Source organism: Furfurilactobacillus rossiae DSM 15814 (assembly GCF_000428925.1).
GTDB lineage: Bacteria > Bacillota > Bacilli > Lactobacillales > Lactobacillaceae > Furfurilactobacillus > Furfurilactobacillus rossiae.
Genome location: NZ_AUAW01000006.1, coordinates 34,332 through 58,278 on the forward strand (window position 1 = coordinate 34,332; position 23,947 = coordinate 58,278).

The following is a 23,947-nucleotide window of genomic DNA, read 5'->3' on the forward strand; positions in this document are numbered from 1 at the left end:
AAAAATTGTTTAAAACGCCGTTCTTATGCGGCGTTTTTTTAAATCCGGGTGCGAAAGAGCGTCTAAGTATGGTAAACTTTTAATTAATTGGTGTCGGAGCGAAAACGCTGTGATTCGCCATGTAACTGCAAAAATATGAAACTTAAAATGGACTAAATTTCATGAAACAAAAAAAGTAAATGGGAGGTTCCGGTAGGATGGATAATGCGGAAATTTTCGTTGGGCTAGACATTGGAACCACCGCGATTAAAGTCATTGTTGCAGAAAGCAATAATGGTGAAATGAATGTAATTGGCGCTGGCACGCAACCGTCACGTGGTCTCAGCCGTGGCGTGATTGTTGATATTGACCAGGCTGCAGGTGCGATTCACGCAGCGATTGAGCAAGCTGAACAAAAGGCTAACGTTCACATTGACTCTGTGATTTTAGGCATTCCGGCTAATCAACTCAAAATCGAACCGGCAAGTGGTATGGTGGCTGTTTCAGAAGGCAACCAAACTCGTGAAATTACAGATCGCGATGTTCAGAACGTGACGAATGCGGCGCTTTTACAAAGTTTACCACCTGAACGTGAGATAATTTCAATTACAGCAGATGAGTTTGTGGTCGATGGATTCGATGACATTCAGGATCCTCGTGGGATGATGGGTGTTCGTTTGGAAATGCACGGCACTATGTATACTGGTCCCAAGACGATTGTTCACAATGCCAAAAAGGCTGTTGAGCAAGCTGGTTTACATGTTGCAGATGTCACAGTTACGCCCGTTGCTTTGGGCCAAACTGTGTTGAACGATGGCGAACAAGACTTCGGTACAGTGATTATTGATCTAGGTGGTGGTCAAACCACTGCTGCGGTTATTCATGATCACAAGTTAAAATACACGACAGTTGATCAAGAAGGTGGTAACTATATCACCAAGGATATTTCAGTCGTGTTAAACACCTCACTGGCAGATGCTGAAAAGATTAAACGGGATTATGGTTTTGCCAACACAGAGGATGCTAGTGATAAAAACCAGTTTCCGGTGACGGTTGTTGGTCAAAATAAGCCTGTTCAGGTTAGTGAAGAGTATTTAGCGGAAATTATCGAAGCTCGGTTACAACAAATTTTTGAAACAATTCGGGCTTCATTAGATGAGGTTTCCGCGTTAGAATTACCAGGTGGTGTGGTCTTGACGGGTGGCGTTGCTGCCTTGCCTGGGATCGTTGAACTGGCTGAAGACATTTTGGGTGTTAACGTACGGATTTACGTCCCTGAACAAATGGGATTGCGGCATCCACAAAATGCGACTGCTTTATCCTTGATTACGTATAGTGGTCGTCAGTCAGAAACTCGCCGTCTGGTGAAAGATGCGTTGATGGGCGAATTTGTGGCCCAGACAAGTCAGGCACCAGTAGCCGATGGACGCACACAACGTCAGCAGGTTGCTAATGAAGCAAGTCAACAACCGTCAGCAAAACCTAAGGTGCCAAAGGAAAAGAAATCTCGCACGAACCGTGTTGGCGATTTTATCCGCAACTTCTTTGATTAAGTATTTGGAGGAACCATAAATGGAAAACGCAGTGGACCAGAGCCAACCAATTGGCGCAAAAATTAAGGTCATCGGTGTTGGTGGCGGGGGTAGTAATGCCGTCAACCGAATGATCGATGAAGAAGTGGCCGGTGTTGACTTTATCGTGGCCAACACTGACTTACAGGCATTGAACGCAAGTAATGCCGCAACGAAAATTCAATTAGGACCAAAACTCACTCGTGGGTTGGGTGCCGGTTCTAATCCAGAGGTTGGCCAAAAGGCTGCCGAAGAAAGTGAAGATGCCTTAGCAGAAGCACTTGCTGGCGCTGACATGATCTTTGTCACCGCTGGTATGGGCGGTGGCACTGGGAATGGTGCTGCGCCTGTCGTTGCCCGGATTGCTAAAGAACAGGGCGCTTTAACGGTTGGTGTTGTGACCCGGCCATTTACCTTTGAAGGACCTCGTCGTGGCCGTTTTGCTGCCGAAGGAATTGCCAATTTAAAGGAAAACGTTGATACGCTGATCATCATCGCCAACAACAGATTGTTGGAAATGGTTGATAAGAAGACGCCGATGATGGATGCCTTTAAAGAGGCTGATAACGTGCTTCGTCAAGGTGTTCAAGGTATTTCAGACCTGATCACATCACCTGGTTACGTTAACTTGGACTTTGCCGATGTTAAGACAGTGATGCAGGATCAAGGGACAGCACTGATGGGCATTGGCTCAGCTTCTGGTGAAAACCGGACTGCCGATGCTACTAAAGCGGCCATTTCATCACCACTTCTGGAAGTTGCTATTGATGGTGCTCAACAAGTCTTGCTTAACATCACCGGTGGTCCTGACTTATCCTTGTTTGAAGCGCAAACAGCTTCAGACATCGTGGCACAGGCTGCAACCACTGACGTTAACATTATTTTTGGGACGTCAATTGATGAAAACTTGGGCGATGAAGTGCGAGTCACTGTTATCGCAACTGGTATTGATCATAAAAAGGCGGGTACACGTCAAGAAAACAAGGCTGGTCGTACGCCATTCGATAGTACGCCGGCTGGTTCTGCTGGTTCAGCAGCGCCGAGTGAAGCGGCACCCGTTAACAACGATCCGTTTGGTAACTGGGATATCCGTCAGCAACCAACGACAAACAACCGTCCGGTTAGTCAACAGGCTGACAGCAGTGAGTTTGCCGGTGTTGAAAAACCAGATTTTGACGTTTTCAATACTTCTGCTGCGAGTTCAGAAAGTAGCAGCAGCGAGGATCAAAGCGAAGATGATGGGTTAGATTTACCACCATTCTTACGCCGTCGTCGGAATCGTAATAAAGACTAAACCTTGCTATTTAGGTAAAGTTCAAGTCAAAACACTTGCGGTCTGCTGTAAAAATCGTTAATTTAATGGTAACTTCAGGTCACTCATGCATTGAGTGACTTTATTGTTAGAGGGGATGAACATGGCATTTAGCTTTAGTAATTTCTTTGGTACTGATGAACTTGATAATCAACCGACACAACAGCAAACGGCCGATAAGACAGTGAGTTCACCGTCTTCTGTCAATGGTCGTCGACCAGCTAAGGTTGTGGATATGAGTGGTCGAAGTGCGTCAACCAATCATATTGCGTTGTTTGAACCCCGGATTTATTCTGACGTGAAGGGAATTGCGCAACAATTATTAGAAAATCAGGCGGTAATCATTAACTTTGATAAGTTAGATGATCAGTCCAGCAAGCGAATCGTTGATTTTTTGACGGGAACAGTGTTTGCCATTAGTGGAGAAATAAAGCGGGTTGGCGATACTATTTTTCTATGCACGCCCAATAATTTCGAAGTTTCTGGTGATCTGAGTTCTCGATTTGATCAGGATGCTTCGGCTTTTAAGTAAGTCACAATGGAATCGCCGCGAATGGAGAAACGTAAGTGATTAGTTTTTTATTTACCATCCTTAACTGGGGTTTTGAGTTATACACATTTGCGATTATTGTTTATGTGTTGTTATCGTGGTTTCCCGGAGCCTATGCGACATCATTTGGGCAGTTTTTAGCAAGAATCTGTGAACCTTATCTACGACTTTTTGATTTCATTCCCCCAATCTTTGGTTTAAGTTTTGCACCGGTCGTCGCAATTATCGTGCTGGGTTTAGTACAATACGGATTGTTTGGGGTATTGTCGACGGTTACGAGCCTTTAGGAGTAGACTATGGATGTTCAGGAGAATATTAATCAACATTTCCGACCTGAAGAAGCGCCGTTCATTACAGAGGCAGAGACGTGGATTGCGACTGCGGTTAGTCAGTATCGACCGTATTTAACTGGTTTTCTAAATCCACGTCAAATTTATATTTTGCAGACGTTGGTTAATGGTCAGGATGGCGTTCGGGTTCACTTTAATGGTGGGTACTCATTGGCAGAGCAACAGCGGGCGCTCGTTTATCCTGATTATTATGTGCCACAGACGACCGATTTTGAGTTACAATTATTTGAAATCGTTTATCCAACTAAGTTCGCAGAGTTGCATCATTCACAAATTTTAGGCACACTTGCCAATTTGGGTATTGATTCAACGATTTTCGGCGATATTGTTTCTGATAATGGTATCTGGCAGGTATTTGTTGCTGAAAATATGGCTTCGTTTTTTAAGCTTCAAGTTGACCACATCGGTAAGATCAAGGTTCACCTCAGCGAGCGGGCATTGACCGATGTGGTTTTACCCAAGATTGATTGGGAGCAGGCGTCTGGTCTGGTTGCTTCGTTGCGACTCGATGCAGTCGTCGCTGAGGGCTTCAATTTGTCACGTAACCGTGTTAAAAGCATTATTGAAAATGGTGATGTGCGGTTAAATTGGATGACAAACCAACATCCCGATGCAGCGCTTGGGGCTGGCGACATGATTTCAGTTCGTCACTTTGGTCGGGTACGGTTAGATGCCGTAAATGGTAAAACTCGTAAAGATAAAATAAAAATCGACTTGTCAGTCGTGCGTAGTTAATTTATGCTTAGGAGTGTATGAAAACGTAAGTTAATTACGGATTTCGTTTCGGATGGAGGAAGTCACTATGGCATTAAGTCCAATGGATATTCACAATAAAGAGTTTACACGTAAGGGGCGTAATGGTTACGCCGCTCAGGAGGTCGATGATTTCTTAGATGAAGTTATCGCCAGTTATCAACAAGTTTTGAACCAAAATAAAGACTTGCAGGATCAACTTGATAAAGCCAACCATAATTTGAGTCAGTACGATGAAATGAAGAACTCATTGAATCAATCAATTTTGGTTGCGCAAGAGGCTGCCGACAAAGTTAAACAGGAAGCTAACACTCAAGCCAACAGTGTTTCTCGTGAGGCTCAACAACAGGCTCAGGCCGTTGTGGCTGAAGCTCAAGCTAAGGCTGGTCAAATTACGTCTGATGCAGCTAACAACGCTGCTCGTTTGAACAACGAAAGCAACGCTTTACGTGAAGAAACGAAGACGTTCCAATCACGTTTGGCCGCTATGTTGCAATCACAATTGGATCTTGTTCATTCGGACAACTGGAATGAATTATTGCAGCCAACTGGATTAGAAAGTTATCCTGAATTACAGGATGCTATTTCGAAGACGCGTCCGTCACACTTGGCATCATCGCCAGCAACTGTTGGTCAAACATCACCAGCACCAACCAGCGATAATTCGCCGGTAACTGCTGATCAACCACAAACGGTTGTGATCTTCCCTGAAAACAGTGGCACTGGCAGTAACGCAAGTGAGGCGCAATCAGTAACTCGTGACGCCGAATCTACGTCTGCATCAGATGACTCAATTAAATAAGTATTCATTTGAACACTAAAAACAATGCTTAATCGGCGTCCGAACAGCGAGCTGACATTATGGTGAGAGTTTAGCCGGCACCGTCGTTTAAGTTATCATTTTAGGTAATGCTGTTCTGAACGCCGTCATTGGTAGTAAGAACAACCGGCGCCGTCCGCTATCCGGAAACAAGGAGTTTGGCTAATTGTTAACGCCATCATTGTGTTTTTTTGATGATTGACTTTTCAATGGCTATAGCTAAACTCAAACTTAGGTGGTACCACGATAAACTCGTCCTGATTATATACAGGACGAGTTTTTTATTTGATGTCATCCTGGTGGTGCACAATATTAACCATGATTTTAAATTAAGGAGGACGATTAAATGCGCATTAAAGAGACCTTGAACCTGAATAAAACAGGTTTTCCAATGCGGGGCAATTTACCCGTTACGGAAGCTCAGCGTCAGGCCGTTTGGGCTGAAAATAAAGTGTATGAGCAACGTCAAAAATTAAATGAAGGGAAACCAACGTTTGTACTCCACGATGGCCCGCCATATGCCAATGGTGACATTCATATCGGCCATGCGATGAATAAAATCAGCAAAGACTTTATTGTTCGCTACAAGTCGATGAGTGGTTACCGCGCACCATACGTTCCCGGTTGGGATACACATGGTTTGCCAACAGAACAGGCACTGACTAACCAAGGTGTCGACCGTAAGTCAATGTCAACTGCCGAATTTCGTGAGCTTTGTCGCAAATTTGTGCTTAAAGAAATTGACAAACAACGAAATGGTTTCAAACGTTTAGGTGTGGCTGGTGATTGGGATCACCCATACATTACCTTACAGCCTGAATATGAAGCCGCCCAAGTCCGTGTCTTCGCTGAGTTCGTGAAGAAGGGCTACATCTTCCGTGTCCAGAAACCAGTGTACTGGTCATGGTCCTCAGAATCTGCTTTAGCTGAGGCCGAAGTTGATTATAAAGACGTTGAATCGCCATCGGCATTCTTTGCTGAACAAGTGAAGGATGGGCACGGTTTATTAGATGACAACACTTACTTCGTTGTATGGACAACCACGCCATGGACTATTCCAGCTTCCGAGGGGATTACGGTTGATGCCGGGTTTGATTATGCTGTTGTGCAGCCCAAGGGCGAAACTCGCAAGTTTGTTGTTGCCGAACAATTGCTCAGTTCAGTTTCTGAGACGCTTGGTTGGGAAGACGTTAAGACGTTGCAAACCTTAAAGGGTGCTCAACTTGAGAAGATGACTGCTCATCACCCTTATTACGATCGTGATTTACTGGTCATGAACGGTAACTTTGTCACGCTGGATGCTGGGACTGGATTGGTCCACACGGCACCTGGATTTGGGGAAGATGACTTCAATGTCGGCACTAAGTACGGCTTGCCTGTCTTTTCACCAGTTGATGGTCAAGGGAAGATGACTGCCGATGCACCTGGTTTTGAAGGTGTCTTCTACGAGGACGCTAATCAAATCAGTTTGGACAAACTGAAGGAAAAGAACCTGTTACTTAAGTACATGCCATATACGCATAGTTACCCATTCGATTGGCGGACAAAGAAACCAATTATCTTCCGGGCAACACCACAATGGTTTGCGAGTGTTTCTGCTTTCAGACAAGACATTTTGGATGCTTTAGATGACGTGAAATTTTACCCAGATTGGGGCAAACGTCGTCTGTATAACATGATCAAAGATCGTGGTGACTGGGTTATCTCACGTCAGCGGGCTTGGGGTGTTCCACTGCCGATTTTCTACGCGGAAGATGGCACGCCAATCATGACACCAGAAACAATTGACCATGTTGCTGATCTTTTTGCCAAACATGGTTCCAATTACTGGTTTGAACATGATGCTAAAGAATTGTTGCCTGATGGCTTTACATCTGAACATTCGCCAAATGGCCAGTTTACGAAGGAAACTGACATCATGGATGTTTGGTTTGATTCTGGATCCAGTCACCAAGCTGTGCTGGCAGCACGACCTGAGTTGACGTATCCAGCTGATCTGTACCTTGAGGGATCAGACCAGTATCGTGGTTGGTTCAATTCTAGTTTGATCACGTCTGTCGCTGTTTCTGGTAAGGCGCCGTACAAGGCTGTTATGAGCCAAGGATTTACGCTGGATAAGAACGGTAAGAAGATGAGCAAGTCGATCGGAAATACGATTGCACCTGACGAAATCATCAAAAAGATGGGTGCTGAAATTCTCCGTTTGTGGGTCGCATCCGTTGACTCATCTGCTGATGTGCGGGTCTCGATGGAAAGCTTTACGCAAATTTCCGAAAGTTACCGGAAGTTACGGAACACAATGAGGTTTATGTTGTCGAACGTAACTGACTTTGATCCGGCCAAGAACACGGTACCGTACGCTGATTTGGCTGGGGCGGACCGTTACTTGCTCAGCCGGTTGAACGATCTGGTAGAACAGGTGCGCGCAGATTATGAGAAGTACGACTTCATTGATTTATACAAACTGCTCTTATCGTTTGTAACCAATGATTTGTCAGCCTTCTACCTTGACTTTGCCAAGGATATTTTGTATATCGATGCAGCCGATTCAAAGACGCGTCGGAGCATGCAAACAGTGCTTTATCAAGTGCTGGTTCGGATGACGACCTTGATGACACCACTATTACCACACACGGCTGAAGAAATCTGGCCATTCTTGCATGAAAAACCAGAATTTGCGCAATTAGCAGAAATGCCGAATGTCGAACCTGAATGGCAAAATGAGGCTCTGATCGGTCGCTGGGCGGACTTTATGACACTACGTTCCGACGTCCTAAAGTCACTAGAGGAGGCGCGTGACGCTAAGCTGATTGGTCGTCCAATGGAAGCTGCTCTGGACTTGTATGTGAGCGATCACAATGCTGAGATGCTGGAGCACTTACACAGCAACGTGGCACAATTGCTTATTGTGTCTCAACTTCAGGTTCACCCATTGTCAGAAGCACCGGAAACAGCTGACAAATATGAGGACGTTGCGGTCGTGGTAAGCCATGCCGCCGGTGATGTTTGTCAACGATGCCGGATGATCAAGCAGGACGTTGGTTCTGACGATGCTTACCCAGCTTTATGTGACCGTTGTGCAAAGATTGTTCGTGCTGAATATCCTGAATCAGTTGCTGAAGGATTAGAGAAGTAAACTGTTCGTCACCGATCTTTGCATGATTAGGATTGGTTAATTAGACTGGTTATCTCTAAATATGATTCTTGATATAAAAAAGATTTCATTCCTGATTTTGTTTGGAATGAAATCTTTTTAGTTTAAAAGTTAAAATGAACCTTTTTTGGTGGCAAAATTTCTCGAGTCGAATTCAAACAGTTATGCTAATTAATAACTTACATTGTGTAAGTCGTTTGACCATGCAAAATTGAACTAAGGTGTTACAATAGCTTCGGTAAAAGAGTGATTGAGGTTGTTATTGAGGGAAAAGCTCGATAGCACAGTGACGAAGGGGGTTAAAACCATGACGACAAGTATTCAGTCCATCCAGGTCATTTTGGGTAAGATGCAAGCAGCACTTGATGATCCGACTGTAGCAGATCGTCCTGAATTGACGCACTTATTGCAACAACAACGAGGGCGTTTAAATTCTGGCGATTATGGCACCGAATTACGGCACTTGCAAGGCTTGTTAAGTCGTTATGCGTTGACCCACGCATTTGACGTACCAAGTAGCGTTCAACGGTTAAATGTTGAGCTGATTCGGCAGTTACGTGGTTTTGACGTATTGCTGGCTACACAACGGTAGTCTGGTTAACAAAAAAATCGATTTCTCTGAAGATGTTGTCATCTCCAAGGAAATCGATTTTTTTATAAAGAACACTTAATCAGCTATTTCAGCGCGGCGGTTTTCAACGAATGACTTCGCGAATGCGGTGAGGTCAATTTCAAAAAAGTCCGCAATGAAAAATAAGTTACCAGTCGAAACATTAGTGCCATTCTCGTAACGAGACAGCATGCCTGCTGATAAATTAAGTCCATAGCGTTCGTTTAACGTTGCAGCCAACTGCCTTAACGTCATGTGCTTGCCAAGCCGCTGTTCTTTTAATAAAACTCCCAACAAGTTAGCCACCTCCTATAATTGTGGTTGATGTGCTTGTGAATCTATGGAAACAAGAAAATTATACAAGTGTGTGGTAAAAACGCAACTTGTTTTGTCACTTGGTTTTCCGAATAAATGATTTAGTAAGACAAGTACTTGCAATAAAAAAGGGTCTAAGTCGGCGTTTATACAGGGCAGTGTATAACATAAGTAAAACCTTTTCACAAGTATTAATTAACTAATAATGCTGTTTTAGTAGGGTTTCAAAGGGTTCTAAGTCACTTTTTGAGAAAATGTATTAAAAAATTGCAAAGTTTTTCGCTTGAACGTTAAGTTTGTGATCTGATATCGCTGAAGGTGGAAAAAATGCTGAATTTTTCATATACTTATTATCAAGTCTAAGTGGAAAGAAGAACATAATGGCAAAATTTACTGATGGTCGTGAACATGGCGTCGTGAAGACGTTTGACCAGGAAAAAGGGTTTGGTTTTATCGCTGTGAAGGGCAACCCTGATGTGTTTGTGCATTTTTCTGCAATTGAGGAGTCAGGTTATAAAACATTAACACCTGGCGACCATGTTGAATTTGTGGTTGTCGAGGGTATTCGCGGACCTCAGGCAGCGAAAGTTAAACGTGTAACAGAGACGGAGGCAGACCAAGGATGAATTTCGAAGAGAAAGTTACAGCGGTAGCACCTAAGTACCATGGCGCAATTATCGATGTTGAAAATCAAACGGTTATGTTGCCAAACGGACAGACGGCTCATCGCGACGTTGTTCACCATGCTGATGCGGTCGCCATGTTGGCCATCACCGAGGATGGTAAGGCCATTTTTGAAGAACAATGGCGGGCACCGGTTGCTGAAACGACATTAGAAATTCCGGCTGGTAAGTTGGATGATCGTGACCGTGATAATGCTAAGGCTGCTGCAATCAGAGAGCTAAACGAGGAAACTCGTTACGCTGCAAGTGAAATTCATGAAGTTTGCGGTTTTTATACTTCGGCTGGTTTCACGGACGAGTACATGACGCTGTATTTAGTGACGGGATTAAAACCCGTCACAACAAAGTTGCCCCAGGACGCAGATGAAAACATTGTGTTACATGAGTACACGTTGGCAGAGACCAAGCAGTTGTTGGACGATGGCAAACTAAAAGATCAGAAGACGATTACCGCAGTGTACTACTGGCAATTGCTGGAAGCTGGATTGGTTAAGCCTAAAGATTAGCGTAATCAAAACACAAGTAGCTGAAATTTTTGCGAGGGATGAAGATATGAACGACGATCAGAATAAGGATCATTTGACGCGTGAGCAGTACCGTCAACAAAGTGCTCAGCAGACTGATTATGATAGTCAGCCGGACAGTGAAGGCGAAGATGAACCAACTCGGAGTCGTTTGCATCGTCAACGGCGAACATCAGCGTCGGAACCAGAGGTTGATCCATCATTTGGCGGTGGAACCTCTCAGCCTGGTGGTGAGCCAACAAGTCGAATGCAGGCCACGGGGCCACTAACCCCTGAGCAAAAACAAAAACGGTTGGCGCATCGTTTGAACATTGCCATCATTGTTTTGGTTGTATTAATCGTGCTTGTTTATCTCATTTTAAGATTTGTGGGTTAAAAGGCGGATTGATGCTTGACTGCGGATTCAGAAGTTGGGCGAAAAGGTGATGGTCGTGTGGTCCCAACGTCAACAACAAGGAGAAAATGAATGAAATTTGGAATTTTGTGTGCCATGGATGAAGAAATCAAGGAATTAAAGGCACAGTTGAGCGATGAAACAACGACCACGGTTGGCAAAGTTGATTTTTTCAGCGGTCAAATTAATGGTAGCAATGTCGTGTTGGTCCGCTCAGGTATTGGTAAGGTTGAAGCTGGTCTAACGACGGCGTTGCTCATTACGAACTTTGACGTCGACGTGGTCATTAACAGTGGTTCTGCTGGTGGTATCGGTACTGGATTAACGGTGGGTGACGTCGTTATCGCTGATGAAACAGCTTACTGGGATGTTGATGCAACGGCGTTTGATTATGTATATGGGCAACTGCCACAACAGCCAGCTCGGTTTACAGCCTCAGAGAAATGGGCCAATGAAATCATTAAGGCGGCTGATGCTACTGGTTTAGCCGTTAAGCGTGGCTTAATCGTCACGGGCGATTCGTTTGTTGCGAGTGATGAAACCATCAAAGAGATCAAAACACATTTCCCTGAAGCGGTAAGTTGTGAAATGGAAGGCGCTGCCGTTGGACAAGTGGCGCATCAATTCGATGTGCCATACTTGGTCATTCGCGCTATGAGTGACACAGGTAACGGTGACGCTGGTGTTTCTTTCGATGAATTTATCATCGAGGCCGGCAAACGTTCTGCTAACATGTTATTAAACTTTTTTGAGCGGGAAGCAAAGTAAAGAGTGATGCCGAAGCCCTGGGAGAAGCTGAGCAATAACGTGGAAGACGAAGCATTCGGTGGTTTTCCGAATGAGATGGCTTTCGGGTTATGCGCAGGCTTCTGGGTGACAGGTGCACGTTTAAGAAGAGTGATGCCGAAGCTCGGGAAGGTCCGAGCAACAACGTAAAGGTGGCAGCGTGCAAGCGCATTTTGCTTGTGGGATGACAGCTTTGGGTTGTGCACAGGACCTTGAGCGACAGGTGCACGTTTAAGAAGAGTGATGCCGAAGCCCTGGGAGAAGCTGAGCAATAACGTGGAAGACGGCGCATTTGGTGGGTTTCCGAATGGGACGGCTTTCGGGTTATGCGCAGGCTTCTGGGCGACAGGTGCACGTTTAGAAAGAGTGATGCCTTACTTCGGGTTGAATCCGAGCAATAAGAAACAAGGCGAATGATTCGGTGGTTTTCCGAATGCTTTGACTTGTAGCTTATGCACAGGATTCAGAAGTCAGGTGCACGTTTAAAAAGAGTGATGCCGAAGCTCGGTATCACTCCAGCAATAAAACAGGAGGCAGGATTGTGAAGCATATTTATTTAGACAACGCTGCCACCACGCCAATGAGTGACGAGGTGGTCGCAACCATGATGGACCAGATGAAAAACGACTTTGGTAATGCCAGTTCTGTCCATGCATTTGGTCGGAAAGCCCGGTCGGTGCTGGATGATGCGCGCCATGTGATTGCACAAAGTATTAATGCGAATGACGATGAGATTGTGTTTACTGCTGGTGGTACAGAAAGTAATAATACGGCGTGGATGCAAACGGCCATTGCCCGCAAGAATCTTGGTCGGCGAATTATTACGACTGCGATTGAGCACGAATCCATTATGAAAACAGCGGCATGGCTTGGCGATAACGGTTATGACATTGTGTATCTGCCAGTCAACGAACAAGGCGAGATTAACATGGCCGATTTAAAGGCCGCGTTAACAGATGATACAATTTTAGTTTCCATCATGACAGGAAATAACGAAGTTGGGTCAACGATGCCGATTCATGAAATTGGCGAGTTATTGAAGGATCATCAGGCGTGGTTCCATACAGATGCGGTTCAAGCTTTTGGATTATTAGACATCGATGTTAAACGTGATCATATCGATATGCTGTCAACTTCGGCACATAAAATCAACGGCCCCAAGCAGATGGGCTTTCTATATCGTCGCGATGGCGTATCATTTCCAAGCTTCATAAAGGGTGGCGACCAAGAAGACAAACGACGTGCCGGCACAGAGAACATTCCGGCCATCGCTGGTTTTGCGACAGCTGTGAAAGCTTTGACACCTGCGGAAAAAGCACATCGTCAAGAAAAGTATGCTGGGTTTAAACAGTATGTTATTGATGGCTTAACAAAGGCTCAGGTTGATTTCGAACTTAATGGCAGTTTGAAGTCGGACAATCTGCAGCATGTGATTAATCTGTGGATTAAGGGAATTCCCAACGATGTCACACTAACCAATCTTGATTTGGCCGGTGTTGCGGTCTCCGCTGGTTCAGCATGTACAGCAGGTTCTTTAGACCCTAGTCATGTTCTAGTCGCAATGTTTGGCAAGGATAATCCGCGCGTCATGCAATCGATCCGATTGAGCTTTGGCCGTTACACGACAACCGCGGATCTGGATGCCTTTATTGAGGCGATGGCAGCGATGACTGCTCGGTTACAACCACAAATGGCAGGAAGGAAGGGGCTTTAATGGCATTTGAACAAACGGTTCAGGTTCCCGGGGATGACCGCATTTTTACCCTCAGTGATCAATTGAAGAAATACACGTTGCGTGATCTTGGCTTTATGGAGACCAATGCTGGCGGCTTCAGTTTGGAACGACCACTGGATCCGGCTGCTGGGTTAGCTAAATCAATCAAGCTACGCGTGTTGATCAACAAACAATTGAACGGTTTTAAAATGGGCACCGTCAATCCCAGTGGTACAGGTAACGTGAACATCTATACCAACGCTAATCATGATGAATTGGTCGAACAGTATGGTTATCAAATTGATAACTTGATCGAGCGCCATGTGATTGCAGTTCAAACAAAATAAACGAGAGTGGGACATAACATAACATGTTTTGGTCTTCTCAGGTAACGCGAATAAGGCATTTATGGGTATTTTCCCATGAATGCCTTATTCGCGTTAGATGAGCAAAAGTCAGTGTAATGACTTAGCTTCTTTTTTAGATATTGAAGTTTAGACATGTTATGCAAAATAAGCGAAGCCAAGTTAGACGGATACATCTGATGAAATATTGTCAATCGCAACTAAAAGTAGCGAAAGGGCGTCAATTTTGAAACAGAGCTGTGAGAGTAACGTTAATTCGGTGGGCTATCCGAATTTAGGTTACGGACGAGCTTGAAAACTCATGGGTTTTGAGGTTTCAAGTCGAGGTCAAAGACCGCAAAGCGGGCTGAGACCGGTCCACACAGCGGCGTTTCAAAATTGACAACCGCAAGCGGCATTTTTACTGTTTGTAACGTGTTACAACACACAAATGTGACACCGTCTACTACCAACAGGTGTCACTTGAATTTTGTAAGTACGTCCTGTTATACTGTTAAGCACTGATAATAACGACCTTCAAATCGTTGATTCTCAGAATCTAATTGAAATGATGGTGATACCATGACTGATCAAGCAGTTGATCATTCACATACCCGTGTTGTCGTCGGCATGAGTGGTGGGGTAGATTCGTCAGTGACAGCGTTGTTGCTAAAGCGACAGGGCTACGACGTGGTCGGTGTGTTCATGAAAAATTGGGACGACACCGATGACAATGGCGTATGTACGGCGACAGAAGATTACAAGGACGTGGCTAAGGTGGCCAGCAAGATTGGCATTCCTTACTACTCTGTTAACTTTGAAAAGGAATACTGGGACCGTGTGTTCACGTACTTCTTGGATGAGTACAAAAAGGGCCGCACTCCTAACCCAGACGTTGTTTGTAACAAGGAGATCAAGTTCAAGGCCTTCTTAGATTACGCGTTAGAGTTGGGTGCTGACTATATTGCAACGGGGCACTATGCCCGTGTGACTCACGATGAGGATGGTCACAGTCACTTATTGCGTGGCTTAGATGGCAATAAGGATCAAACGTACTTCTTGAGTCAGCTTTCTTCTGACCAGTTGGATCGAGTGCTATTCCCACTGGGTGAAATGGAGAAGCCACAGGTTCGTGAAATCGCGGAAGAGGCCGGTTTGGCAACTGCCGAGAAGAAGGATTCTGTTGGTATCTGCTTCATTGGTGAGAAGAACTGGAAGGGTTTCTTGAACCAGTATTTGCCTGCACAAGAGGGGAAGATGATGACCCTTGATGGCAAGCAGATGGGCACTCATTATGGCTTGATGAATTACACGATTGGTCAGCGTAAAGGGCTCGGTATTGGCGGTCAAAAGCAAGGTGATGAGCCTTGGTTTGTGATCGGCAAGGATCTCTCAAAGAACATTTTGTATGTGGGCCAAGGATTCAATAATCCGCACTTGTTAGCAACCAAGTTATCTGCGTCAGATCTGAACTGGGTTAACCCAAGTGATGACAATGATTTCCACGTAACCGCCAAGTTCCGTTACCGTCAAAAGGACACTGGTGTGACCGTTCACTTGAATGATGAGCGAACGGTTGCCACCGTGACGTTTGATCAACCTGTTCGTGCGATTACGCCCGGTCAGGCAGTTGTTTTCTATGATGGCGACGAGTGCTTAGGTAGCGGTATCATTGACGCAGCATACAACGAAGCACGTGAATTACAATACATTTAAAGCTTGTTTGTAAACATCAGTCCAGGTTGTTTTAGTCTTAAGTTGGTTTTGCAAACATAAAGGGGGCGTCAAACCAGTTGAGCTGGTTTGACGGCCTTTTTTGTGACATAATATAGGCACATTATTTACTTTAGGGCGGGGTTACTGTGACTAAACTGTACTTTATTCGACATGGTAAAACACAATGGAATTTAGAGGGGCGTTATCAAGGTGCTAATGGCGATTCACCATTGCTGCGGAGCAGTTATGATGAAATCGATCAGTTGGCTGATTATTTGCATGACGTTCCGTTTAAACACGTGTATGCTAGTCCAATTAAACGTGCGCGCATGACCGCCATCCACTTAATGGCAGGTCTTCATCAGGGTGTGCCGCTGACACTGGATTCCGGTTTGCGTGAGTTTGAACTGGGTAAAATGGAAGGCATGTATTTCGATGATGTCAAACGGCAATTTCCTGAGGAGTACGATGGTTTTCGTTTTCATGCGGAAAACTACGATCCAACTGCCATTGGCGGTGAAACATTTGAAGATGTCATTGCGCGGATGGATCCTGTCATTCGGCGGGCGGCCGCTTGTCACCCTGATGACAATGACAACCTGTTGTTTGTTTCACACGGAGCGGCTTTGAATGCCGGCATTAACGGACTACTGCACATTCCGTTGGCGCAAATGCGTGCTAAGGGCGGTTTATCGAATACTAGTACCACAATTCTTGAAACGGTGGACGGTGGACAACACTTTAAGTTGCTGGTTCGCAATCTGACGGCGTACCTAGAGGAATCGCCAGATGCCACCAACACGATTTAACGAGGAGACGGGCACACAACAACATGAGTGAAAAACATGATGACCAGACAGCAAACGCTGCTCAGGCAGAGGCCAAGCAGGCGGTTGCACGTTTGGTGAAACAAATTGACGCGAACCCCAACGATTTTCATTTGTACTACCAATTGGCCACGGTGCTGACAGAAATGCAGGATTATGAGCAGGCCGAGGAGTTGTTGATGAAGGCGCAGGGATTGTTTGTCAAAGATGATGTTGCACAATCATTACTGAACTATGGTTTAGGTAACGTGTACTATCAGGCGGCTTCCTACGATAAGGCCGTGGCTGCGTTTAGCAAAGTAAAAGACGAAAAGCTGCGCTTGGAAGCTTATCAGATGATGGCCCAAACTGCGATGCAACAAAATCAGTATCAAAAAGCCTTTGCGTTTGCATTAACGGTTCACGATGCAAAGCCAAAGGATGCAAGTGTTAATGCTTTACTGGGCGATATTTTGATGGCCATGGGGAACTTTAACCAGGCGGCAGACTTTTATGATCAGTCGTTAGCAGCAGATGATCAAAATGGTCATGTATATTTTAGTCGCGGCTTGACGGCGATGGTGCTGGAGAAGGATGCCACGCCATTTATGAATGCTGCTAAACGTTTGGATCCTGATTTTGTCAAACGGAGTCAACAGCGTGTTAACGATATCGCAACGGTGGTCAACAAACGTCATCAAGATGGCGATCCACAAGCAAAATAATTGAAATTAACGAATGGAGGTAACCAACATGGCCGAGTCAATGTCGCTATTTGACGACAACACCAGTTTTCAACCCAATTATGTCGTGGGTAAGGTCGCCGCCATTTTTTTTAGTAGTTCTGATTCTTTTTATAAGGTTCTGTTGGTTCACGTGGATCAGACAGACTTAGACTGGATTGAGGACGAAATTGTCGTCACCGGTTCATTTGGTGACGTGGCGGAAGAGGGCACCTACCGTTTTATCGGCAAGGTTGTGGATCATCCGAAATATGGTAAACAGTTTAATGCCAGCAATTATGAAAATGAGACGCCGACTTCTAAAACAGGTCTGGTCAAATATTTATCTGGCGATCAATTTCCCGGTCTGGGTAAAAAAACAGCGGAACGAATCGTTGAAACTCTTGGCACTGGCGTAATCGACAAGGTCGTCAAAAATCCAGATGTTCTAAATCCCATTGGTTTAAAAAAGTCTGTTGCTGATCATCTGATTGAAGTTCTGACCGAAAATCACGGTACGGAACAGATTATCATCGGTCTCAATGGTTTCGGGTTTGGCAGTCAGTTGGCCAGCACGATTTATGAAAAATACAAGCAGGACACGCTTCATATTATTCAAGAAAATCCCTATCAGTTGGTAGAAGATATCAACGGGGTGAGTTTCAAACGAGCGGATCAAATCGCTGAACAATTGGGCTTTGATGCGGATGCACCAGGTCGGTTACGCGCAGCACTGTTGGAAACAATCAGCGACATTTGTTTTGCTTCCGGGAATACGTTTGCCGAGCTAAAACCACTGATTCACGATGCAACGGCGTTGTTAGAATCGGCGCGAAACGTGCAAATTTCGCCAGATATGTTGGCCAATCAATTAATTGCCATGGCGAAAGATCAGCTCATCGTCGGCAATGGACAACAGGTCTACCTGAAGTCACTGTATGATACTGAATGGGATAGTGCTGAACACCTGATGCGTTTGCAACAACAGCAGGAGCGGTTGTTACCTAAAGATGTTGATTTGGATCATGAGGTGCGACTCGTCGAAAAGCAATTGGGAATCACGTACGACGATGCTCAAAAAGACGCGTTAGTGGCCGCAATTTCTTCACCGGTCTATTTACTCACGGGTGGTCCCGGAACGGGTAAGACGACGATTATTAACGGAATTGTCGCCTTGTTTGCACGGATCCATGAGTTGTCACTGGACGTCAATGAGTATGAGGATGGCACTTTTCCGATTTTATTAGCGGCGCCAACTGGCCGGGCTGCTAAACGGATGAGTGAAGTGACAGATTTACCTGCTAGCACGATTCATCGCTTGCTTGGCTTAACCGGGCGTGAAGATGAAGCCACTCAGTCTTCAGACAAAGATCTAGAAGGCGGACTGCTCATCGTGGACGAAATGTCGATGGTGGATGCGTTTCTCTTTAGGACATTGGTTCAGGCCGTGCCTAATCACATGCAGGTGATTTTGGTTGGGGATCAGGATCAATTGCCTTCCGTTGGCCCGGGGCAGGTGTTTGCTGACCTGTTGAAGTCAGACTGTCTGCCGTCTACCGAATTGACAACGATCTATCGCCAAGACGACAGTTCTTCGATTATTCCTTTGGCACATGCTATCAAGCACGGTGAATTGCCAGCCGATTTTACGGTGAATCAAACGGACCGCAGTTTTTTTGCAGCTCGGCCTTACCAAGTTGTGCCGTTAGTTAACCAGGTCGTCGCCCGTGCGAAGTCACGTGGCTTTGCTAAAACGGATATTCAGGTACTCGCACCTATGTACCGGGGGGCTGCCGGAATCAATGCGTTAAACACGGCCCTTCAGGATACCTTGAATCCGAAAACGAGTGCGCGGACGAAAGAAGTCGAGGCTCACAATGAGCATTTTCGGATCGGTGACAAGGTGTTGCACCTAGTCAACAGCCCGGAAAATAATGTGTTTAATGGCGACATGGGTGAGATTGTCGGGATTGATTTAGCCACCGATAAGACCAACGAAGACAAGGTTGACAAGTTAACCATTGCCTTTGATCAAACAGAGGTTACGTATGGACGTGCCCAGTTTGACAGGGTGACGTTGGCTTACTGTGTCTCCATTCATAAAGCGCAGGGGTCGCAATTCAAACTAGTAATTTTGCCCTTGGTACCCCAGTTTCGTCGGATGCTACAACGTAACCTGCTTTATACAGCGGTAACCCGAGCACAACAATGGCTGATTCTGGTTGGTGACGCACAGTCCTTTGCTGAAGCCGCTGCCAATAAATCCGCCAACCGGCAAACGACTCTGCAGGCTCGGTTGCGGCAGGTGTTCAAACATGAGGGTGACGACACTGTTGAAGAACAGACGGCACCAAGTCCAACCCGTGATGATACTGTTACTGATTCTAGTGCGGCAGCAACAATCGACTCAGAGGCACCGATTGCAAACGAAAGTGTCTCGGATCCAGCTATATCTGAATTAGGACAGCCCTCAACGAAAGCAAAAGAAGCGTTCAGTAATGTGGAAAAGTCGTCTGCAACCACGCTTGACGAAGAAAGCGGTACACTAGGTGAGCCAAGGTTGACGACGGCCTTAATCCTGAGCGGCAATATCGATCCATTGATTGGAATGGGCAAGTTGACGCCCCAAGATTTTGCGCCAGGAAAGGGTTAGCCTAAAGTTAAGGTAAGCGGGGGAGAATGATGGCTTCATCAAATGTTGCTTCAAATGTGTCGAATGGTCTTGTAAATGCTGCGATTGAAAAACACTGGCAGCGGAATACAGGGCTGTTTTTAGCCGCTCAGAATTTTTTCTTGTTCGGTTCTTCTTCAGTCTTTTTTGCGATCTTATGGTACATTGCGCTTAAAACGTCGTCTGGAACATGGATGATGTTGGCAACGCTGGCACAAAGTTTGCCCCAAATTTTAGTGTCACTATGGGCTGGTGTGTGGGCTGACCGGTCTAACCGCCGGAACCTGCTTATGTGGGCAACGGGGATGGTCACCGTTGTGACGTTAGGCATTGCACTGATGTTTTATTTTGGCTGGCGTGATTTATGGCTCTTATTACTAATCGCCGCTGTTCGCTCGATGGGAACAGGGGTGGAAATGCCCGTCGGCAATGCATTATTACCGCAATTGACGCCGCGCAAACAGTTAACGCGTATGAATGGACTGAACCAGCTGATCAATGCGATATTATTGCTTATCACGCCGATTGTCTCTGGTTTAATTTTAGGGAAACTCGGAATCATTTTCATTTTTGTCGTGGATGTGGTGACGGCCGGAGTTGGGCTATTGTTACTAGCCTTAATCAAGGTCGATCCGGTTGTTCTTGACCAGCAGAAGGCAACGGCAGGTGCGGTTACGTCGACGTTGAGCCAAATTGGCGGTGGGCTGAAATTTACCTTCAACCACAGTTTTATGCGCTGGTTTATGATCCTCATTGCGTTAGCGTTTATCATGGTGGCACCCAGTTCACAGTTATCAACATTATTCGTTAAACAAACGTTTGGCAGCCGGGTGATGTTATTGACACTCAACGAATTGTTGTGGACGGCAGGTGCTACCATTGGCGGCATTTGGATCAGTAGCCATCAACAAATTAATCATAAAGTGCCTGTTATCGCGGTGGCGCTGGCCGTTAGCGGGGTAGCGTTCTTTGCGATGGGCATTCCCGAGCCATTTGCGGTGTACTTGTTCTTCATGTTTGTCAGTGGCATTGCAATGCCGATTATTCAGGCGACGAGTAATATCTTGATTCAAGAAACCGTGCCGTCAAACATGATGGGCCGCGTCTTTTCCATTTTTCAGATTGTTTCGACGGGAATTTATCCGATTGCAATGTTGTTCTTTGGTCCGTTAGCGGATGTGGTGGCAATCAAGTGGTTATTTATGATTACAGGCATCTTGCTGGTTGGGATTGCTTGGTGGTTTAACCACACTTTAGCTAGCCGTGAGCAAGCGCCGATCAAGTAAAAGATTGCGGCAGTGTTGGCGGTGTGATAAATGTTCGCAAGTTAACCGGTTTTAACCGGGTTTTCCTTGTCATTCGCAGGCTTACTTGCGATAATAGGACTATTGAAATGAATTTGTGGAGGCAGTCATGAGTGAAGAAAAGTCTAACGGCAACATTAAGTTGTTTTCACTGAACACCAATCGGCCGTTGGCAGAAAAAATCGCAGCGTCTATTAATATTCCGCTGAGTCCAACTACCATCAGTACGTTTGCTGATGGTGAAATTGCGATTACCATTGATGAAAGCGTTCGTGGGGATGAAGTTTATGTCATCCAATCCATTAGTGATCCCGTGAACAGTTCGTTCATGCAAGTGATGATTATGGTTGACGCATTGCGGCGTGCTAGTGCCGGTGAAATCAATGTGGTGCTGCCTTACTATGGGTATGCACGGGCAGACCGGAAAGCGCGTCCCCGTGAACCAATTACAGCCAAGCTAGTGGCTAACTTTCTTCAAATTGACGGTGTCGACCGTGTTTTGACGTTAGATTTGCATGCCGATCAAGTTCAGGGGTTCTTCAACATACCTGTTGATCATTTGTTGGGTGCACCGTTATTGGCGAAATACTTCTACACCAACGACTTACTGGATAACATTGTTGTGGTTGCCCCTGATCATGCTGGTGTTTCACGGGCCCGTAACTTTGCTGAGTTATTAAAGGCACCGATTGCAATCATTGATAACCGGTCAGAAGATGAATTTGATCCGGAGCCAGACTCAGTGATTGGTGATGTAAAGGGTAAAACTGCCGTTATTATTGATGACATGATTGATACAGCGGACCGGATGACGGTCTCGGCAGATATTCTTAAAGCCAGTGGGGCCAAGGATGTATATGCGGTTGCGACTCACGCGGTCTTTTCTGGTCGTGCGGCCGAATCGTTGGAACAATCAAAGTTAACTAAGGTGATTGTAACGGATTCAATTGCAGTCCCTGCCGAAAAGCAGTTTGATAAGTTGGCGGTCATTTCGGTAGCTGATTTAATTGGCGAGGCTATTTTACGGATTCACAACAATCAGCCGGTCGATGAATTGTTTATTAGCAAACAAAATCCGGACGTTAAATTAAGATAGACCAATTGATGTTTTTTAAAAGATAAATCAAAAAATCGTGGTATTCGAACAGAATGCACGATTTTTTTGTGCCCACAAAATAGGGACAATCACATACGTTCTAAACAGGAATTGCTTTTAATTTTTATAAACAAATTCTTACTTTAACTTATATACCACTAACAAAGACCGGCGCCAACCCCGCGCCGCAAGCAAGACAAGTTCGTTTTTGACAGTATTTTACGTTAAAATAAGGCCTGTAAGCATAGAGTGAGAGGAGCTAATTGATATGTATCAAGCAAACGAAGAACGGTACGCAAACATGCCCGTTCGCAGGGTTGCTGACACTGGCTTTATGTTGCCAGCGGTCAGTTTTGGCCTGTGGCGGAATCTAGGAGACGAACAACCTTACGCAAATAGCCGTGAGGTAATGCTGAAGGCGTTTGACAACGGCATTTTCAGTTTCGATAATGCGTCAAATTATGGCCCTAGCAACGGGAGTGCCGAAGAGACATTCGGTAAGGTTTACGAGCAGGACCTGAAGCCATATCGTAATGAATTGGTTATAACGACAAAGGCTGGCTTTCACATGTGGCCTGGGCCCTACGGCGAGTTTTCATCGCGTAAAACATTGATGAATGCACTGGAGTTATCACTAACCCGGATGCACCTGGATTATGTCGATGTCTTTTATATGCACCGCTTCGACCCACATACCTCACTCGAAGAACAAGTTGAAACGTTGGACCTGATGGTTAAGCAGGGAAAGGCCTTATATGTTGGTGTGTCAAACTTCACTGCGGATCAAACAGCAGCGATCACTAAGCTGTTTAAGGAACACCATACGCCATTTGTTGTTAACCAAAGTAGCTACAACATGATTAATCGTGCTGTGGAAGACGATGGTTTGCTAAACGTACTGAAGGAAAATAAATTAGGATTAGTGGCATACGGACCACTGGCAGAAGGTCTGCTAACTGATCGTTATCTACAGGGTATCCCCGAAGATATGCCAATTCACTGGAGCAATAAGCTGTCTTTGAAACAAGGTACTGATAAAGTAGTTAGCAAGTTAAATGATCTGAATAGTTTGGCGTCTGATCGTGGACAAACCTTGGCTCAAATGGCCTTGGCTTGGTTATTACATGATGACGTGGTGACAAGTGTTGTCATTGGTGCCTCACATGTTGACCATTTGTTGGGCAACATCAAGGCGGTTAACAACCTGACCTTCACGACAGATGAACTTGAACGAATTGAAAGTATTTTAAACCGTTAAAGGGATTTGACGTGCTCTCATTGGGTTATATAAAAATAATTATGAGAACGGCGTGGCAAATCTCATTATTTTCTTACAATAATCGTTGACAAGCGATTTTTTGTGCGGTAATCTAATAACAATTTCACATGACCGAAAAACAATTTGAACAGGAAAGTAGTTCTAACAAGACTGTACAGAAAACCTGCGTTTGCTGAGAGCAGGTAGTTAAATTGGGATGAAAATGGCCTGCGATTGGTATCGTCGAACCGGCAGCTACTGTCAGTAAGGTGATAATGACTTGGCGCCCATTACCGCGCACACCGCTACTTAGGAATTCTAGACCCTTTCTAGGTGTCGGTTGATGAGGAACTGAATGTAAATTCAGTTCGAACTAGAATGGTAACGCGATAAGCTCGCTTCTAATTTTTATTAGAGGCGGGCTTTTTTCGTTGTTGAAGTTCAGTCTTGTCAGTTAGCGGTTATGTGAAGTCGGCAAATTAAAAATGAGTCGATATTAATGACATCTAATTGGA

Annotated in this window: 22 protein-coding genes and 1 other annotated feature; of the genes, 21 read left to right on the forward strand and 1 reads right to left on the reverse strand. The window is 45.2% G+C overall.

Annotation, left to right across the window (positions count from 1 at the left end):
• Positions 1-197 precede the first annotated feature (197 nt).
• The 8 genes from ftsA (at position 198) to G400_RS0105065 (ending at position 9,081) form a co-directional block, all read left to right on the forward strand.
• Positions 198-1,532, forward strand: coding sequence for a cell division protein FtsA (ftsA, locus tag G400_RS0105030; RefSeq protein WP_017262814.1), 1,335 nt, complete (start codon positions 198-200; stop codon positions 1,530-1,532).
• A 19-nt stretch (positions 1,533-1,551) separates the two neighbouring features.
• On the forward strand, positions 1,552-2,844 hold the full coding sequence (gene ftsZ, locus G400_RS0105035; protein ID WP_017262815.1) for a cell division protein FtsZ: 1,293 nt from the start codon (positions 1,552-1,554) through the stop codon (positions 2,842-2,844).
• A gap of 121 nt (positions 2,845-2,965) precedes the next feature.
• Positions 2,966-3,394 carry a cell division protein SepF gene (locus G400_RS0105040; RefSeq protein WP_017262816.1) on the forward strand — a complete coding sequence of 143 codons (429 nt, stop codon included), beginning with the start codon at positions 2,966-2,968 and terminating at the stop codon, positions 3,392-3,394.
• Positions 3,395-3,429: 35 nt separating this feature from the next.
• Positions 3,430-3,699, forward strand: coding sequence for a YggT family protein (locus G400_RS0105045; RefSeq protein ID WP_017262817.1), 270 nt, complete (start codon positions 3,430-3,432; stop codon positions 3,697-3,699).
• Between the two features lie 9 nt (positions 3,700-3,708).
• Positions 3,709-4,497, forward strand: coding sequence for a YlmH family RNA-binding protein (locus G400_RS0105050; protein WP_017262818.1), 789 nt, complete (start codon positions 3,709-3,711; stop codon positions 4,495-4,497).
• Positions 4,498-4,564: 67 nt separating this feature from the next.
• Positions 4,565-5,317 carry a DivIVA domain-containing protein gene (locus G400_RS14530; RefSeq protein WP_017262819.1) on the forward strand — a complete coding sequence of 251 codons (753 nt, stop codon included), beginning with the start codon at positions 4,565-4,567 and terminating at the stop codon, positions 5,315-5,317.
• A gap of 364 nt (positions 5,318-5,681) precedes the next feature.
• Positions 5,682-8,471 (forward strand): isoleucine--tRNA ligase, encoded by a 2,790-nt coding sequence (ileS, locus tag G400_RS0105060; RefSeq protein WP_017262820.1) that lies wholly within the window; start codon positions 5,682-5,684, stop codon positions 8,469-8,471.
• 325 nt (positions 8,472-8,796) lie between these two features.
• A complete protein-coding gene (locus tag G400_RS0105065; RefSeq protein WP_017262821.1) occupies positions 8,797-9,081 on the forward strand; it encodes a bacteriocin immunity protein in 285 nt (94 codons plus the stop codon).
• 75 nt (positions 9,082-9,156) lie between these two features.
• On the opposite strand, the gene G400_RS0105070 is transcribed toward G400_RS0105065, so the two are convergent.
• A complete protein-coding gene (locus G400_RS0105070) occupies positions 9,157-9,396 on the reverse strand; it encodes a helix-turn-helix domain-containing protein (RefSeq protein ID WP_017262822.1) in 240 nt (79 codons plus the stop codon).
• 398 nt (positions 9,397-9,794) lie between these two features.
• Here G400_RS0105070 and G400_RS0105075 point away from each other — a divergent pair, with 398 nt between their 5' ends.
• From G400_RS0105075 to G400_RS0105145, 13 genes are all read left to right on the forward strand, one after another.
• Entirely contained in the window at positions 9,795-10,040 is a 246-nt protein-coding gene (locus G400_RS0105075; protein ID WP_017262823.1) for a cold-shock protein, read from the forward strand.
• Complete coding sequence (locus tag G400_RS0105080; RefSeq protein WP_017262824.1) at positions 10,037-10,603, forward strand: NUDIX hydrolase; 567 nt, start codon at positions 10,037-10,039, stop codon at positions 10,601-10,603. Before G400_RS0105075 ends, G400_RS0105080 begins: the two co-directional genes overlap by 4 nt.
• A gap of 46 nt (positions 10,604-10,649) precedes the next feature.
• Complete coding sequence (locus G400_RS14535; RefSeq protein WP_017262825.1) at positions 10,650-10,997, forward strand: hypothetical protein; 348 nt, start codon at positions 10,650-10,652, stop codon at positions 10,995-10,997.
• Between the two features lie 90 nt (positions 10,998-11,087).
• Complete coding sequence (locus G400_RS0105090; RefSeq protein WP_017262826.1) at positions 11,088-11,783, forward strand: 5'-methylthioadenosine/adenosylhomocysteine nucleosidase; 696 nt, start codon at positions 11,088-11,090, stop codon at positions 11,781-11,783.
• 559 nt (positions 11,784-12,342) lie between these two features.
• Entirely contained in the window at positions 12,343-13,515 is a 1,173-nt protein-coding gene (locus G400_RS0105105) for a cysteine desulfurase family protein (RefSeq protein WP_017262829.1), read from the forward strand.
• Positions 13,515-13,862: a DUF1831 domain-containing protein gene (locus G400_RS0105110; protein WP_017262830.1), complete on the forward strand. Its 348-nt coding sequence runs from the start codon at positions 13,515-13,517 to the stop codon at positions 13,860-13,862. The genes G400_RS0105105 and G400_RS0105110 overlap by 1 nt, the downstream gene beginning before the upstream one ends.
• 579 nt (positions 13,863-14,441) lie before the next feature.
• Positions 14,442-15,575, forward strand: a complete 1,134-nt coding sequence (gene mnmA, locus G400_RS0105115) for a tRNA 2-thiouridine(34) synthase MnmA (protein WP_017262831.1) — start codon at positions 14,442-14,444, stop codon at positions 15,573-15,575.
• A gap of 146 nt (positions 15,576-15,721) precedes the next feature.
• Complete coding sequence (locus tag G400_RS0105120; protein WP_017262832.1) at positions 15,722-16,384, forward strand: histidine phosphatase family protein; 663 nt, start codon at positions 15,722-15,724, stop codon at positions 16,382-16,384.
• A 23-nt stretch (positions 16,385-16,407) separates the two neighbouring features.
• Complete coding sequence (locus tag G400_RS0105125; RefSeq protein ID WP_017262833.1) at positions 16,408-17,106, forward strand: tetratricopeptide repeat protein; 699 nt, start codon at positions 16,408-16,410, stop codon at positions 17,104-17,106.
• 28 nt (positions 17,107-17,134) lie between these two features.
• On the forward strand, positions 17,135-19,756 hold the full coding sequence (recD2, locus tag G400_RS0105130) for an SF1B family DNA helicase RecD2 (RefSeq protein WP_017262834.1): 2,622 nt from the start codon (positions 17,135-17,137) through the stop codon (positions 19,754-19,756).
• A gap of 29 nt (positions 19,757-19,785) precedes the next feature.
• Positions 19,786-21,060: an MFS transporter gene (locus tag G400_RS0105135; RefSeq protein WP_017262835.1), complete on the forward strand. Its 1,275-nt coding sequence runs from the start codon at positions 19,786-19,788 to the stop codon at positions 21,058-21,060.
• Positions 21,061-21,187: 127 nt separating this feature from the next.
• Entirely contained in the window at positions 21,188-22,174 is a 987-nt protein-coding gene (locus G400_RS14540) for a ribose-phosphate diphosphokinase (RefSeq protein WP_017262836.1), read from the forward strand.
• Positions 22,175-22,442: 268 nt separating this feature from the next.
• Positions 22,443-23,432, forward strand: coding sequence for an aldo/keto reductase (locus G400_RS0105145; protein WP_017262837.1), 990 nt, complete (start codon positions 22,443-22,445; stop codon positions 23,430-23,432).
• Between the two features lie 135 nt (positions 23,433-23,567).
• Positions 23,568-23,838 (forward strand) — a binding site (T-box leader).
• Positions 23,839-23,947: the final 109 nt, after the last annotated feature.

Excerpts from the sequence above, each read along its gene's own strand:
- G400_RS14535 (WP_017262825.1), top strand. The coding sequence starts at position 10,650 with ATGAACGACGATCAGAATAAGGATCATTTGACGCGTGAGCAGTACCGT.
- G400_RS0105125 (WP_017262833.1), top strand. The coding sequence starts at position 16,408 with ATGAGTGAAAAACATGATGACCAGACAGCAAACGCTGCTCAGGCAGAG.
- recD2 (WP_017262834.1), top strand. The coding sequence starts at position 17,135 with ATGGCCGAGTCAATGTCGCTATTTGACGACAACACCAGTTTTCAACCC.
- G400_RS0105040 (WP_017262816.1), top strand. The coding sequence starts at position 2,966 with ATGGCATTTAGCTTTAGTAATTTCTTTGGTACTGATGAACTTGATAAT.
- G400_RS14530 (WP_017262819.1), top strand. The coding sequence starts at position 4,565 with ATGGCATTAAGTCCAATGGATATTCACAATAAAGAGTTTACACGTAAG.
- mnmA (WP_017262831.1), top strand. The coding sequence starts at position 14,442 with ATGACTGATCAAGCAGTTGATCATTCACATACCCGTGTTGTCGTCGGC.
- G400_RS0105080 (WP_017262824.1), top strand. The coding sequence starts at position 10,037 with ATGAATTTCGAAGAGAAAGTTACAGCGGTAGCACCTAAGTACCATGGC.
- G400_RS0105110 (WP_017262830.1), top strand. The coding sequence starts at position 13,515 with ATGGCATTTGAACAAACGGTTCAGGTTCCCGGGGATGACCGCATTTTT.
- G400_RS14540 (WP_017262836.1), top strand. The coding sequence starts at position 21,188 with ATGAGTGAAGAAAAGTCTAACGGCAACATTAAGTTGTTTTCACTGAAC.
- G400_RS0105075 (WP_017262823.1), top strand. The coding sequence starts at position 9,795 with ATGGCAAAATTTACTGATGGTCGTGAACATGGCGTCGTGAAGACGTTT.
- G400_RS0105145 (WP_017262837.1), top strand. The coding sequence starts at position 22,443 with ATGTATCAAGCAAACGAAGAACGGTACGCAAACATGCCCGTTCGCAGG.
- ftsZ (WP_017262815.1), top strand. The coding sequence starts at position 1,552 with ATGGAAAACGCAGTGGACCAGAGCCAACCAATTGGCGCAAAAATTAAG.
- G400_RS0105065 (WP_017262821.1), top strand. The coding sequence starts at position 8,797 with ATGACGACAAGTATTCAGTCCATCCAGGTCATTTTGGGTAAGATGCAA.
- G400_RS0105135 (WP_017262835.1), top strand. The coding sequence starts at position 19,786 with ATGGCTTCATCAAATGTTGCTTCAAATGTGTCGAATGGTCTTGTAAAT.
- G400_RS0105050 (WP_017262818.1), top strand. The coding sequence starts at position 3,709 with ATGGATGTTCAGGAGAATATTAATCAACATTTCCGACCTGAAGAAGCG.
- ileS (WP_017262820.1), top strand. The coding sequence starts at position 5,682 with ATGCGCATTAAAGAGACCTTGAACCTGAATAAAACAGGTTTTCCAATG.
- ftsA (WP_017262814.1), top strand. The coding sequence starts at position 198 with ATGGATAATGCGGAAATTTTCGTTGGGCTAGACATTGGAACCACCGCG.
- G400_RS0105090 (WP_017262826.1), top strand. The coding sequence starts at position 11,088 with ATGAAATTTGGAATTTTGTGTGCCATGGATGAAGAAATCAAGGAATTA.